Below are 13,328 nucleotides of genomic sequence, written 5' to 3'. Positions count from 1 at the left end.
TCGAGCGGGTTCTTATGGCAAAAAAACAATGGCAAGCCGTTGATGGCATCGTCTTGCTCAATAAACCGGAGGGCGTCACCTCCAACGGTATTTTGCAGCAGGTACGACGACTGTACAACGCCAAAAAAGCCGGCCATACCGGCGCTTTGGATCCGTTTGCAACGGGCCTATTGCCGGTGTGTTTTGGTGAGGCGACTAAAATTTCCGGTTTGTTGTTGGATTCCGATAAACGTTACATCGCCACGCTCAGCCTCGGCGTCGAAACCGATTCCGGAGATAAGGACGGTAATCCGCTGCAAACCGTAGAAGTACCGTCCTTGACCGCCGACACCATTCAAACGGTTTTAACGGAATTCGAGGGCGATATCATGCAGGTGCCACCGATGTATTCCGCATTGAAGCATCAAGGTATTCCGCTGTATGAATACGCCCGTAAAGGCGTGGAAGTGGAGCGGGTGGCACGCCCCATCACCATTCACGAATTGACGCTCATTGATTTTCACCCAACTGAAATCACCTTCGAGGTCTTTTGTTCCAAAGGCACCTATGTTCGTACACTGGGCGAAGAAATCGCCAAAGCGCTGGGAACACTCGGGCATTTGACGGCTTTGCATCGCACTCAAACCGGCAGCCTGCGCGGTGACGATATGGCGACACTGGAAACCATCGAACAGGATTTGGCCGCCCATCTGCAACCGTTGGATTTGCCATTGCAGCACTTGCAAGCCATGTATTTGAACGAAGCCGATACGCGGACGATTCAGCACGGTGGTAAATTGGCGGTGGCGAAACCGGAGACGGAGTTGGTGCGTTTCTATGATCCGCAGCAGCGTTTCATCGGCGTGGGTGAATGGCAAACGGAAAAAAATCTGCTCAAGCCGAAACGTCTGTTTAATTTGGCGGACTGATTCACATGCCTGCGTCGTTTGATGAAACGCTTCCAATAGTCGATTTGCGGCCGGCCGACAGCTATGCATCCGCTCACTTCCGTGGTGCGACGCATTTACCCTGGCCGGATTTGAAAGAGCGTTTGTCGGAACTGCCACCGCGCCCGGCGGCCTTGCAGTTGATGGGCGAGGCCGCTGACCTGGCCGAAGCCAGCGCTTTTCTGAGCGAAAAAGGTTATGACATTGTCAAAGCATTGGATGAAACCGCTTGTTTAAGCGAATTGGAAAAATCACCAGGCCTGGCGGTTTCCGGGCTGGCCTCCAAACGGCTGTGGCAGCCGAACCCTTTATTGGTCTGGTTGGTGGAATCGTCAGAATGCTTCGCTTCGACGTCTCATTCAACTTCGGCGCAACGCCTTTGGGACATCGGTTGCGGCGGCGGCCGCGATGCGGTTTATATGGCGCAACAGGGTCTTGAGGTGACGGCCATCGATCAACAGGAAGCGGTTTTGTCCCGTGCCCGGCGATTTGCCGAACGGCAGGGCGTGACCGTAGATTGGAAACGCTGTTCGTTGGGCGAAACCGGTTGTTTGCCGAATGAACCGGTGGATATGGTGGTGATGATGCGTTACTTGAATCGCGACCTGTTTCCGAGGTTGCGCCAAGCGATTCGTCCCGGTGGCCTGGTGGTGATGCAAACCTTTGTCGAGGGCGTGGAAGCGTTTGGTTCACCGAAAAAACCGAACTTTATTTTAAAACGCGGCGAGTTGGCAAAAACCTTTTCCGACTTCACGATAATTGTTGATAAAATAGACACATTGAAAGACGGGCGTCCGGTTTCGTCTTTTATCGCACAAAAGAAAACTTAAGAGACTCACTATGCAAGAAATGACCCCTTCCGATCTGTTCGATTATTTCCAGAGCAACGCCATTTGCGAATCCTTGACGCGTGCCGATGTCGAGGTGATGTCGCAGTTCTTACAGGAAAAGAACCTGAAAAAAGGCGACGTGATTTTTGATATGGGCGATGTCGGCGATTCGATGTTTTTCATTGTGAAAGGCAAGGTCGGCTTTTCCGTCAATGACGGTCAAGACGAGGCGGAAGTCGGCTATCAGGGGCCGGGCAACTTGATTGGTGAGATGTCGTTTTTCGACCGTAAGCCACGCATGTTGAAAATGTTCGCCATGTCCAAGGAAGTGATTTTGTTGGAAATCAAGCGCCCTATGTACGATCGCTTGAAAGTGGAGCATCCGTACATTGCGGTGAATCTGGTCGAAAATGCCGTGGTGAGTCTGGACCATTTGATTCGTGCCTTGAGTAACGATCTGTCGCATTTCGAACACTATATGGTCGGCTTCGGAAGACACTGATTTTTTAAGCCTTTTCGTGAATATAAGCATGGACAAGCCGATTTGTTTATGTATAATTCACGTTTTCATTCTGCCATCGGTTGCGGAATGGGAATTTTTATAAACCGATTTATCAAAGGATAAAACCATGCTAACAGCTGAAGATAAAGCCAAAATCGTTGCTGAATACGCAACTAAAGAAGGCGATACCGGTTCTCCGGAAGTACAAGTTGCCTTGTTGACACACCGTATCACTTATTTGACGAACCACTTCAAGTCACACATCCACGACAACCACTCTCGTACCGGTCTATTGCGTTTGGTTAGCCGTCGTCGTAAGTTGCTGGATTACTTGCATAAGAAAAATGCACCGAGATATTTTGATTTGATCAAAAAGCTTGGTCTGCGTAAGTAATCGACTTCGCTGTCAAAAAAGCCCCGCACTGCGGGGTTTTTTTTTGCCTGAACACCGTCGAAAGCGCCCCGAAAAAGTTTTGGGATAAATGCGTTCGGTCGGTTGTTTGTCGGGGGATTTATTGTAAAATGTCTCGACTGTTTTAATTTGTAATTGACCTCCGACGACCCCCGATAATCCTAGGGCCGGAAACCGAGACAAGCCTGAATCCTCAGTAGCTTTACGCTTTAAAGTTCCTGGTGATTCAGGTTTCACTGGCTGAATGACAGGATCGATTCGGTCGTCACCTGATAAGGAAAAAATGTATGGCAAAGTACGTTAAGTCTTTCCAGTATGGAAAGCATCAAGTTCGTTTAGAGACCGGTGAAATCGCCCGCCAAGCCGATGGTGCGGTGATGGTCGCAATGGGCGACACCCAAGTATTGGTGACGGCGGTTGGGGCCAAAAGCGCGAAACCGGGGCAGGACTTTTTCCCGTTGACCGTTCAATATCAGGAAAAAACTTATGCTGCCGGTAAAATTCCAGGCGGTTTCCTGAAGCGTGAAGGTCGTCCTTCCGAAAAAGAAACCCTGACTTCACGTTTGATTGACCGTCCGATTCGTCCGTTGTTCCCGAAAGGTTTCATGAACGAAGTGCAAATCATTGCCACCGTGGTTTCCTTGGATCCGGAAGTCGGCACCGAAGTCCCGGCCATGCTGGGAACGTCTGCAGCCTTGGCCATTTCCGGCATTCCGTTTGACGGGCCAATTGGTGCGGCGGTTGTCGGTTATAAAGACGGTGACTATTTGTTGAACCCTTCCAGTGAAGAATTGTTGGATTCCGATTTGGAATTGAGCGTCGCCGGGACATCCGAAGCGGTCTTGATGGTGGAATCCGAAGCGGCCGAATTGTCCGAAGAGGTCATGTTGGGTGCGGTGATGTTCGGTCACGATCAAATGCAAGTCGCTATTGACGCCATCAAAGAAATGAAGGCGGAAGTCGGTAAACCTCAATGGGACTGGGAAGCGGCGGCAGAAAACACCGAATTGAAAGACAAAGTCTACGATTTGATTCGCAGCGATATCGAAGCGGCTTATTCGATTGCCGATAAGATGGACCGTTATGCCGCCATCGACGCGGCGAAAGCCAAAGCAATGGATGCGTTGGAAGCAACGGAAGAGAACGCCGACGGTTACGAGGCGGGCGACATTGAGAAAATGGTCGGGAAGTTGCAGAAAGAAATCGTGCGTGGTCGCATTATTGCCGGTGAACCGCGTATCGACGGACGTGATACTCAGACCATTCGTCAAATCGATTGTCAGGTCGGTGTATTGCCGAAAGTGCACGGTTCCGCCTTGTTCACCCGTGGTGAAACTCAGGCATTGGTTGTGACGACATTGGGCACCGAAAAGGACGCTAAGATTGTCGATGAACTGACCGGTTCCTATTCGGACCGTTTCATGCTGCATTACAACTTCCCTCCGTATTCCGTGGGTGAATGTGGTCGTGTCGGTTCGCCGGGACGTCGTGAAATCGGTCACGGCATGTTGGCGCGCCGCGGGGTTTCGGCGTTGTTGCCGACGTCTGAAGAATTCCCATACACCATTCGTGTTGTATCGGAAATCACCGAATCCAACGGTTCCTCTTCCATGGCCACGGTGTGCGGTACCTCCATGTCATTGATGCATGCCGGTGTGCCGATTGCGGCGCCGATTGCGGGTATCGCGATGGGCTTGGTAAAAGAGGAATCCGGTTTTGCCGTCTTGTCCGACATTTTGGGCGATGAAGATCACCTGGGCGACATGGATTTTAAAGTGGCCGGTACCGAGCAGGGCGTGACCGCTTTGCAGATGGACATCAAAATCACCGGTATTACCCGTGAAATCATGGAAATCGCTTTAGGTCAGGCGAAAGACGGGCGTTTGCACATTCTGAAAGAGATGGATAAAGCCATCACCGCCTCGAACGTCAGTGTGGCCAGCACGGCACCACGCTTCTTTAACATCAAAGTGAAGCCGGAGAAAGTGCGTGAAATCATCGGTAAAGGCGGCGCGACCATTCGCTCCATCACTGAAGAAACCGGTGTTACCATCGAAATCGACGACGACGGTAACGTGAAAATCGCCGCCGTGGATGATGCGTCTGCGGAAGCCGCGAAGGCACGCATTGCCGAAATCACGGCCGAGCCGGAAATCGGTAAGGTCTACGATGCGAAGGTCGTTAAAATCGTTGATTTCGGCGCGTTTGTGTCGTATATGCCGGGTCGAGAAGGCTTGGTGCATGTGTCGCAAATTGCCGACGAACGTGTTGAAGACGTCAATGAATATCTGAAAGAAGGTCAGGAAATTCAGGTACGTTTGATTGACATCGACAAGCAAGGACGCGTTAAACTGTCCATCAAGGAAGTGTAACCGTCCATAACGGTCATGGCCGTTACGTTGTATTGAAAGAGGCCGCATTTGTCGGCCTTTTTTGTTGAAAGCATTTATGAAAGATCCAGAAGGCGATTAAGAAGGGACTATGTCAAAGAATCATCCTGCATTTGAATTCATCACCGAGCATTTTATCGAATCGTTGAATATTACCGTTCAGCATTTCAAGCACAAGGTTACGGGAGCCGAGCATTACCACTTGGCGGCGGACGATCCGCAAAACGTCTTTATGGTCGCTTTACGGACCGTGCCGATGGATTCCACCGGTGTGGCGCACATTCTGGAGCACACCGTTTTGTGCGGCAGTGAAAAATATCCGGTGCGCGACCCGTTTTTCATGATGATTCGTCGTTCCTTGAATACCTTTATGAACGCCTTTACTTCCAGTGATTGGACCGCTTATCCGTTTGCGACCGAAAACCGTAAGGATTTCCAGAACCTGTTGGAAGTCTATATGGATGCGGTGTTTTTTCCGAACATTGATCCGTTGGATTTCGCTCAGGAAGGGCACCGTTTAGAGTTTTCGGAGATGGACGATCCAACTTCCGATCTGACCTATAAAGGCGTGGTGTTCAATGAAATGAAAGGCGCGATGAGTTCGCCGGTTTCGACGCTTTGGCAAACCTTTTCCGCGGAAATCTATCCGACGTCAACTTATCACTACAACAGCGGTGGCGATCCGAAAGATATTCCGGATTTGACCTATGAGCAATTGGTGGAATTCCATCGTTACCATTATCATCCATCGAATTCGGTGTTTATGACTTATGGCGATATTTCCGCCGCCGAGCATCAAACCCAGTTTGAAAGCCTGGCATTGCATCGCTTTAACGAGCAAGTGGAACGCATTATGGTCGGCAAGGAAAAACGCTACACTCAGCCGATGCAGTTTGAAAACCGTTATGCCTTGAATGAAGACGATTTGTCGAAGAAAACCCACATTGTGCTCGGCTGGTTACTGGGTGAAAACCAGAACCCGATGGACGTTCTGAAGGGACATTTGCTGTCCGCCGTGCTGCTCGACAACAGTGCGTCGCCTTTGCGTCAAGCATTGGAAGCATCGCATTTGGCCACCGCGCCGTCGCCGCTATGCGGTTTGGAAGACTCCAATAAGGAAATGGTTTTTGTGGCCGGTGTACAGGGTTCCGAAGCGGAACATGCAGACGAAATCGAAACCTTGATTCTGGAGACGCTGGAGCGCATTGTACGTGACGGCATCGACACGGATCAGGTCGAGGCGATGTTGCATCAATTGGAATTGTCGCAGCGTGAAATCGGCGGCGATTCTTATCCATACGGCTTACAGCTGATTCTGCAATCTCTGGCAGGCGCCATGCACGAAGGCGATCCGATTGCGCTATTGGATACGGATGCGGCATTGCAAGCTTTACGCGATGAAGTCACCGACCCGAATTTCATTCCGAACTTGATTAAAGAATGGATTCTGGATAACCCACACCGTGTGCGCCTGACCTTGTCGCCGGACGATAAACTGTCGGCCGAACAGGATGCGGACGAAAAAGCCAAGCTGAAACGCATTCAGGATGATTTGAGTGACGCGGACAAACACGCGATAGTTGAGCGCTCTCTGGCCTTGAAAGCACGTCAGGAACAGTTAGATGATGCGTCGATCCTGCCGGAAGTGACCAAAGAGGATGTCCCATCAGAAATTAAGGATATTCAACCAGTTAAATCCGACTCTGAAAGTCATTTAACGGCCTATCAGGCCGGGACCAACGGTTTGAGTTACCTGCAGATGATTTTGGATCTACCCGATTTCACCGAAGACGAACAAGCGGTTTTACCATTATTCAATGCCTGCATGACGGAGCTGGGTTCCGCCGGACGCGACTATCTGGAAACCCAATCTTTGCAAGCGGCGGTTACCGGTGGCTTGAGTGCCAAATCGACGGTACGAGCCAACCTGCATGACCGTGATGCGTTTTACAGCCACTTCATTTTGTCCGGCAAGGCTCTGAATAAAAATCAGCCAGGCCTGGCCGATTTGATGTTGGAAACGTTGGAGCAGGTGCGTTTTGACGAATTCGATCGTATTCGCGATTTAATCGGGCAAATCCGTTCGTCGATGGATCATGGCATTACCGGTAACGGGCATGGTTTGGCCATGTCGGCCGCCAACCAAACGGCCTCGCCGGTGGCGAACTGGAACTTTAAGCGTTCCGGCTTCGCCGGCATTCAAACCATCAAGTCGATTTACAAATCGCTGGAGACCGACGGCGAACTGGAACGCATCAGTCAATTGTTCGGCCGTATCCAGCAAAAATTGTTGCAGGCCTCCAAGCAAGCGCTGGTGATTTCGGATGAAACCGGGTTGGATTCCGGCATCGCCAGCATCTCGGAATGGCAAGGCGCTTTATCGACAAACGCAATCGGTAACGGATTGCAGTTGGCGGTGCCGCACACTCCAATTCACCAGGCCTGGGTGACCAGCACGCAGGTAAATTTCTGCGCCAAATCGTATCCGGCGGTGACCGCCGGACATGAAGACGCGCCGAAACTGTCGATTCTCGGTGCCTGTTTGCGCAATGGCTTCCTGCATTCCGAAATCCGCGAGAAAGGCGGGGCTTACGGTGGTGGCGCCAGTTACAATGCGGAAGCCGGCACCTTTGTGTTCTATTCGTATCGTGATCCGCGTTTGATGGAAACCTATGCCGACTTCGACCGTGCGCTGGATTGGGTCTTGAGCGAAGACGCCACCCAGGCGAAAGTGGACGAAGCAATTCTGAATGTCATCAGTGCCATGGACAAACCGGGTTCACCGGCCGGTGAAGCGCGCAAGGCGTTTTATCAGCAGTTGTATGGTCGCACACACGCAATGCGCAAACAGTATCGGGAAGGGGTCTTATCGACCACGCTCGACGACATTCGTTCCGTGGCCGAACGTTATTTGAAATCGGATGTCGCCTCGTCCGCCGTGTTGACGCATAGCGGTATGAGCGATACAGTCAAAGACAACGGATTTGAAATCATCACGCTTTAGTATCGTTAGGCTTTAATACAACCAGTGAGGCGAATGCCCAAGGGAGTCAATATGCAAGCGAACCAACGCACCGGTGCTTTGGCACTGGGTTTTTTCATCTTTCTCGGGCTGTCCTCTCTCGGGCTGATTCTGGCCAATGCGGCGATCGACGTGAAGCAGTATGACCGTGTCGTGACGGTCAAAGGTCTGGCGGAGCGAGAATACAAGGCCGATATTGTGATTTGGCCGATTGCGTTCAGTGTGGCGGAGAATGATGTTCAGGCACTGTACAGTTCTATCGACGATAATTCACAAACCATCAAGCGTTTTCTCATCAAAAATGGCATTCAGGACAGCGAAATCAGTTTTTCGACGCCGAATATTACCGATAAGTCCGCTCAGAGTTACGGCAACGGCCCTAAACCGGAGTTTCGATTCATTGCACGTCAGACGGTGACGGTCTATTCCAAAAATGTCGATGGCGTGCGTCAAGTGATGGGAGAGTTATCGGCGTTAGGGAAAGAGGGCATTGTTTTGACCGGCGGCGGTTATGAAGGTCAGACGGAGTATATTTTCACCCGTTTGAATGACGTGAAGCCGGAAATGATCGAGGAAGCCACCAAAAAGGCCCGTCAGGTGGCAGAGAAGTTCGCCGCCGATTCGGATAGCAAGCTGGGCAAAATCAAACGCGCATCCCAAGGGCAATTCAGTATTCGGGCGCGTGACCGTAACAACCCGCAAATCAAGAAAGTGCGGGTTGTATCAACGGTGGAATATTATTTGTCGGATTAAGCCTGTTGCCGGGTTAGGCCGCGGTGCTTTTCAGCGCGGTTTTACGGTGTTCGTTCCGACCGTGCAGCACCAGGCCTAAGCCGCCCAGCATTAAGGCCGCGGCAATCATAAACCGCAGCGTAATCGGCTCATCAATCAACCAAGTCGCCCCGAAAGCGGCGATGAGCGGCACCAATAATTGCGTGGCGGAGGCCAGACTGGCCGACAATCTCGGCAAGGCCGTGTACCATAAAATATAACCCAATCCCGTGGTGACGCCCCCGGAAATCACCGCCAGCCAAAATCCTTTTGAAGTCATAAATACCTGATCTCCGATGAACAACAGGCTCAATACACTGGCGACGGCAATCATCGGCAGGGTACGATAAAAGTTAAACGCCGTGTCCGACAGGGGTTTCAACGATTTTTGACCGTTCAGGGTGTACAAAGCCCAGGTAAAAGCCGACGCCATCACCATGACCAAGCCCCACCAGGAAGGCGTGGTCAGTTTCGGGTAAACCAAATACAGTAATCCGACCAACGCCACCGCCGCGCCAATCCACTCCGCCGAATGCAGTTTGTCGCCTTTGCGCAAGGCATAACCAATCATGGTGAATTGCACCACCGCGGCCAAGACCAATGCACCGGTCGCGGTGCTGATTGCCACGTAACCGTAAGAAAACGTCAGGGCATATAGAAACAGTACCACGGCCGCGTACCAGGAGCCGTGATTGGTTTTTGACGTCGGCTGGGCGATGGTGGTTTGACGGCGGCGGTTTGACCAATGCATCAACGTCATGACCGCAAACAAAGACAGTGCGGCGGAACCCAAACGCAAACTGGTGAAGCTGACCGGATCAATCAGTTGGTGGTCCAGCGCCCAACGGCAAATGACGGCATTGGCGGCAAACGCAGTGACGGATAAAAAGGTCAAAAGGGCGGTTTGCATCATCAGGCTGCGGGTCATGATCGGGTTCCAAATAAGGGGACAAAAAAAGAAAAAATATTCTACGCGGCGGTGAATAAAAAGAACAGCGTGTTTTCGTGGGGTTTTTATGGTGTTGTATACAAAACTGTCGGAATATAAAAAACGACCAGGCCTGGCCGTTTTCAGGTTATTTGAATATTATTCGATAAACACCAGATATTGCAATTGCCACAAATCAAATAGCAAGGCTTGATTGGCCGCGGCCTGCAAATCGTTTGGCGACAGTTCGCTTTGATTGCATAAAGCGGCGATAAAACTGTCTTCGGCACCTTGTTTGTCCCAAATGGCACCGTTGATGTAAAGCAAGGTCTCGTTGGCCACTTGAGCGTAAGCGAAGCGGCATACCGGGTCTTTTTCCATGCCGTCGCATTCGGTCAGAGCGGTACAGAAATCCTCGAATTCCGGGGTTTCATCTTCGCTTAAGGGTTCTGGCAGTTGGCGTGAGGCTTCCTGGTCTAATTGGGTGGCAAAGCGGCCAAACCAGGTTTGCAGTAAGTCTTTATCTTGCAGCGCCGATGTCAGCAGGGCCTGTGCTTGTTCCACCGCATTGTTGGTGACTTCACCGGGATTGAGGTTGTCCGACCAGGTCGGGTCTTGGTAAATGGCCTGAAAGGCGGACATTTCCGATAAATGGTCACCAAAGCTGTCCCACAGTTCTTGACCTTGGTAGCTGCGGTAACCGATGGAAAATGTCATGCAGTCGTCGGTCAGGCCGACGCCGTGGTGACCCCATTTCGGAGGGAGATACAAGATGTCACCTGGTTGGCAAACATAATCGTCTTCCACGTCAAATTTTTTCATCAATCGTAAATCCACCCCTTCGATGTAATTTTCCGGTGTGCAATTTTGTGACGACAATTGCCAGCGGCGTTCGCCTTGCGCCTGCAACAAGAAAACATCATAGTGGTCGTAGTGGGGACCGACATTGCCGCCAACCGCCGCATAACTGACCATAATGTCGTCGATTCGCCAGCGAGGAATGAAGTTAAATTCATTCAGTAACTGATTGATTTCCGGTATTAAACGATCCATGCCTTGCACCAGTAATGTCCAGTTTTCTTCCGGCAGTTCCTGGTATACGCTTTCCGGGAAGGGGCCTTTTTTCAGTTCGTAATCGGTGTCGCTGTGCTGGATGACAATGCGGCTTTCCACTTCTTCTTCCAGTGATAACCCGGCCAATTCTTCGGCGGAAATCGGTGGTGTGAACCCCGGCAGGGCGTTGCGAATCAGCAAGGGTTTTTTTTGCCAGTAGTGGCTTAAGAAGTCGGTTTTGCTTAGCGCATTGAAATCAATCATCGTCATCGGCTCAGTATTTGGTTGAAAAATTAGGGCAATTATAACGGTTAAAGCTTGGGCTGACGATGATTCTTGGCGGGGACGTCATCTCCAAGGCGTATACCTTTGAATACGGCCAGGCCTGGTCGAAATATTCGAAAAGAACCGGAAGTCGGATATAAAAAAACCGGCCTGAAAGCCGGTTTTTAAATGAAGAACCTTTGGGTTGATGGGGCGCCGTTTAGCGGCCTTTCAACATGGTCAACGCCAATTCGATGTTTTGCGCCTGCTGTGCGGCATTACCGATGTAAGACGCCGGGGTCATTTCTTTCAGCGTTTGCTTGGCTTCTTCCGGTAATTCCAAGGTATCGACGAAATCCTGCATGATTTCCTTGTTGACGCGACGGCCACGCGTCAGTTCTTTCAACTTTTCATACGGCTTCTCGATGCCGTAACGACGCATGACGGTTTGAATCGCTTCCGCCAGCACTTCCCAGTTATTGTCCAGGTCGTCGGCCATGGCTTGCGCATTGACTTCCAATTTGTTCAAACCTTTCAAGGTGGCTTGCAGGGAAATCATCGTGTGCGCCACGCCCACACCCAGGTTACGCAGAACCGTGGAGTCGGTCAAATCACGCTGCCAGCGCGAAATCGGTAGCTTCTGACCCAGGTGGTCGAAAATGGCATTGGCGATGCCCAGGTTGCCCTCGGAGTTTTCGAAGTCGATTGGATTGACCTTATGCGGCATGGTCGAAGAACCGATTTCGCCGGCGACGGTTTTTTGTTTGAAGAAGTTGATGGAGATGTAGCTCCAGACGTCGCGGTCGAAATCAATCAAAATCGTATTGAAACGCTGCATGGCGTGGAAGTATTCCGCAATGTAGTCGTGCGGTTCGATTTGGATGGTATAAGGGTTCCACGCCAAGCCCAGGCTTTGCACGAATTGCTCGGTCAGTTCATACCAGTTGATGGATGGGTAGGCCGCCAAGTGAGCGTTGTAGTTGCCGGTGGCACCGTTGATTTTACCCATGATCTGCACGTTCATCAATTGCTTGATTTGACGTTGCAAACGGTAAGCGACGTTAGCGAATTCTTTACCGGCGGTGGTCGGGGAAGCCGGCTGACCGTGGGTGCGGGACATCATCGGAATGTCGGCCATTTCGGTCGCCATTTCAGCGATTTTATCGACCAGCGTTTGCATTTCAGGCACGATGACGCTGGAACGCGCGTCTTTCAACATCAAAGCGTAGGCCAGGTTGTTGATGTCTTCGGACGTACAGGCAAAGTGCACGAACTCGCCGATGGCGTTCAGTTCGGTATTGTCGCCGAAGTGTTCCTTGATCAGGTATTCCACCGCTTTCACGTCGTGGTTGGTGGTTTTTTCGATGTCCTTGACACGTTGTGCCATGTCCAAGGTGAATTCGTCCACCAATTTCATCAAATGGCTTTCCGCTTCCTGGCTCAAAGCCGGAACTTCCGGAATGCCCGGGTGGTTGGCCAACATACGCAACCAGGACACTTCCACTTTCACACGATTTTTGATGAGACCGTACTCACTGAAAATCTCTTTAAGGTTGGACAAACGCGCACCATAGCGACCATCGACAGGTGAAATAGCGGTAAGTTCTGAAAGTTGCATCCGTTGGCTTCCTTTTTAATTTCATAATGCTTGAAAAATTTGCGCCCATTATAACCGATGTGACACAAAAAATTCTTCCGGATGCGCTTGATGCGGTCGAAAGCCATCGGCCATAATGGTTTGATTCATGCTTGATGCATATTCACGCTGTGCAAGCGCAACACAAGGGAGAAAAAGATGGTGTTCAAACGAGTGAAAAGCTTCTGTCTGGCGGTGCTATTGTTTTCGCCAGGCCTGGCAGTTTTGCCGACGGCGCAGGCAGCCGGGTTTGAGGAAAAAAAAGGGGAAACCCATTTTGAAGGACGCAACCGCGAGTTCCGTTGGGAAAGCGATCGAGTGCATTACAAATGCAGTTCCGGTAAGAAGGTGACGGTGATTTACATGAACATCGAACCGCAAGGCCATTTGGCGGTGATCGATTACGACGGTGTCATGCGGTTGATGAAGCCGTATCGCGCCTCGGGTGACAGTGTGAAGTATCTGGCACTGGACGAGCAAAACAGTCTGCGTTGGCACCGGGTTGGCGACAGAGGCTTTTTAAGTTACTTCCCGCCCGGCCAGCAAGGTGGCGCGAAGGTATTGGAAAAATTGTGTCAGGTGGACGATTAAGTC

Annotated in this window: 11 protein-coding genes; 8 read left to right on the top strand and 3 right to left on the bottom strand. The window is 51.0% G+C overall.

Annotated elements, in window-relative coordinates; all coding sequences use genetic code 11:
• The first annotated feature begins 14 nt into the window (after positions 1–14).
• From truB to AYJ59_RS07710, 7 genes are all read left to right on the top strand, one after another.
• On the top strand, positions 15–908 hold the full coding sequence (truB, locus tag AYJ59_RS07740) for a tRNA pseudouridine(55) synthase TruB (protein WP_127119769.1): 894 nt from the start codon (positions 15–17) through the stop codon (positions 906–908).
• Positions 909–913: 5 nt separating this feature from the next.
• Complete coding sequence (locus tag AYJ59_RS07735) at positions 914–1,756, top strand: methyltransferase domain-containing protein (protein WP_127119768.1); 843 nt, start codon at positions 914–916, stop codon at positions 1,754–1,756.
• Positions 1,757–1,766: 10 nt separating this feature from the next.
• The gene (locus tag AYJ59_RS07730) at positions 1,767–2,258 is read left to right on the top strand and encodes a Crp/Fnr family transcriptional regulator (protein ID WP_051673347.1); all 492 of its coding nucleotides are present in this window, start codon (positions 1,767–1,769) and stop codon (positions 2,256–2,258) included.
• Between the two features lie 127 nt (positions 2,259–2,385).
• Positions 2,386–2,652 carry a 30S ribosomal protein S15 gene (gene rpsO / locus AYJ59_RS07725; RefSeq protein ID WP_029937972.1) on the top strand — a complete coding sequence of 89 codons (267 nt, stop codon included), beginning with the start codon at positions 2,386–2,388 and terminating at the stop codon, positions 2,650–2,652.
• Positions 2,653–2,957: 305 nt separating this feature from the next.
• Entirely contained in the window at positions 2,958–5,042 is a 2,085-nt protein-coding gene (gene pnp / locus AYJ59_RS07720; RefSeq protein WP_029937973.1) for a polyribonucleotide nucleotidyltransferase, read from the top strand.
• 109 nt (positions 5,043–5,151) lie between these two features.
• On the top strand, positions 5,152–8,064 hold the full coding sequence (locus tag AYJ59_RS07715; RefSeq protein WP_029937974.1) for an insulinase family protein: 2,913 nt from the start codon (positions 5,152–5,154) through the stop codon (positions 8,062–8,064).
• A 51-nt stretch (positions 8,065–8,115) separates the two neighbouring features.
• Positions 8,116–8,835 carry an SIMPL domain-containing protein gene (locus tag AYJ59_RS07710; protein WP_029937975.1) on the top strand — a complete coding sequence of 240 codons (720 nt, stop codon included), beginning with the start codon at positions 8,116–8,118 and terminating at the stop codon, positions 8,833–8,835.
• Positions 8,836–8,848: 13 nt separating this feature from the next.
• Here AYJ59_RS07710 and AYJ59_RS07705 read toward each other — a convergent pair whose 3' ends face one another.
• The 3 genes from AYJ59_RS07705 to purB all read right to left on the bottom strand — a co-directional run bounded on the left by AYJ59_RS07705 (position 8,849) and on the right by purB (position 12,716).
• A complete protein-coding gene (locus tag AYJ59_RS07705; RefSeq protein WP_029937976.1) occupies positions 8,849–9,781 on the bottom strand; it encodes a DMT family transporter in 933 nt (310 codons plus the stop codon).
• A 159-nt stretch (positions 9,782–9,940) separates the two neighbouring features.
• Positions 9,941–11,104 carry a cupin domain-containing protein gene (locus tag AYJ59_RS07700; RefSeq protein WP_237260295.1) on the bottom strand — a complete coding sequence of 388 codons (1,164 nt, stop codon included), beginning with the start codon at positions 11,102–11,104 and terminating at the stop codon, positions 9,941–9,943.
• A 214-nt stretch (positions 11,105–11,318) separates the two neighbouring features.
• On the bottom strand, positions 11,319–12,716 hold the full coding sequence (gene purB / locus AYJ59_RS07695; protein WP_029937978.1) for an adenylosuccinate lyase: 1,398 nt from the start codon (positions 12,714–12,716) through the stop codon (positions 11,319–11,321).
• 177 nt (positions 12,717–12,893) lie between these two features.
• Between purB and AYJ59_RS07690 the strand changes: the two genes are divergently transcribed.
• Positions 12,894–13,325 (top strand): MliC family protein, encoded by a 432-nt coding sequence (locus tag AYJ59_RS07690; RefSeq protein WP_127119767.1) that lies wholly within the window; start codon positions 12,894–12,896, stop codon positions 13,323–13,325.
• Positions 13,326–13,328 lie beyond the last annotated feature (3 nt).

The organism is Thiomicrospira sp. S5, from assembly GCF_003991075.1.
GTDB classification, from domain to species: domain Bacteria; phylum Pseudomonadota; class Gammaproteobacteria; order Thiomicrospirales; family Thiomicrospiraceae; genus Hydrogenovibrio; species Hydrogenovibrio thermophilus.
Note: the sequence above shows the minus strand (reverse complement) of the source record. Positions and strands in the feature narration are given on the sequence as shown.

Excerpts from the sequence above, each read along its gene's own strand:
- AYJ59_RS07715 (WP_029937974.1), top strand. The coding sequence starts at position 5,152 with ATGTCAAAGAATCATCCTGCATTTGAATTCATCACCGAGCATTTTATC.
- AYJ59_RS07735 (WP_127119768.1), top strand. The coding sequence starts at position 914 with ATGCCTGCGTCGTTTGATGAAACGCTTCCAATAGTCGATTTGCGGCCG.
- rpsO (WP_029937972.1), top strand. The coding sequence starts at position 2,386 with ATGCTAACAGCTGAAGATAAAGCCAAAATCGTTGCTGAATACGCAACT.
- AYJ59_RS07690 (WP_127119767.1), top strand. The coding sequence starts at position 12,894 with ATGGTGTTCAAACGAGTGAAAAGCTTCTGTCTGGCGGTGCTATTGTTT.
- pnp (WP_029937973.1), top strand. The coding sequence starts at position 2,958 with ATGGCAAAGTACGTTAAGTCTTTCCAGTATGGAAAGCATCAAGTTCGT.
- purB (WP_029937978.1), bottom strand. The coding sequence starts at position 12,716 with ATGCAACTTTCAGAACTTACCGCTATTTCACCTGTCGATGGTCGCTAT.
- AYJ59_RS07705 (WP_029937976.1), bottom strand. The coding sequence starts at position 9,781 with ATGACCCGCAGCCTGATGATGCAAACCGCCCTTTTGACCTTTTTATCC.
- AYJ59_RS07730 (WP_051673347.1), top strand. The coding sequence starts at position 1,767 with ATGCAAGAAATGACCCCTTCCGATCTGTTCGATTATTTCCAGAGCAAC.
- AYJ59_RS07700 (WP_237260295.1), bottom strand. The coding sequence starts at position 11,104 with ATGACGATGATTGATTTCAATGCGCTAAGCAAAACCGACTTCTTAAGC.
- truB (WP_127119769.1), top strand. The coding sequence starts at position 15 with ATGGCAAAAAAACAATGGCAAGCCGTTGATGGCATCGTCTTGCTCAAT.
- AYJ59_RS07710 (WP_029937975.1), top strand. The coding sequence starts at position 8,116 with ATGCAAGCGAACCAACGCACCGGTGCTTTGGCACTGGGTTTTTTCATC.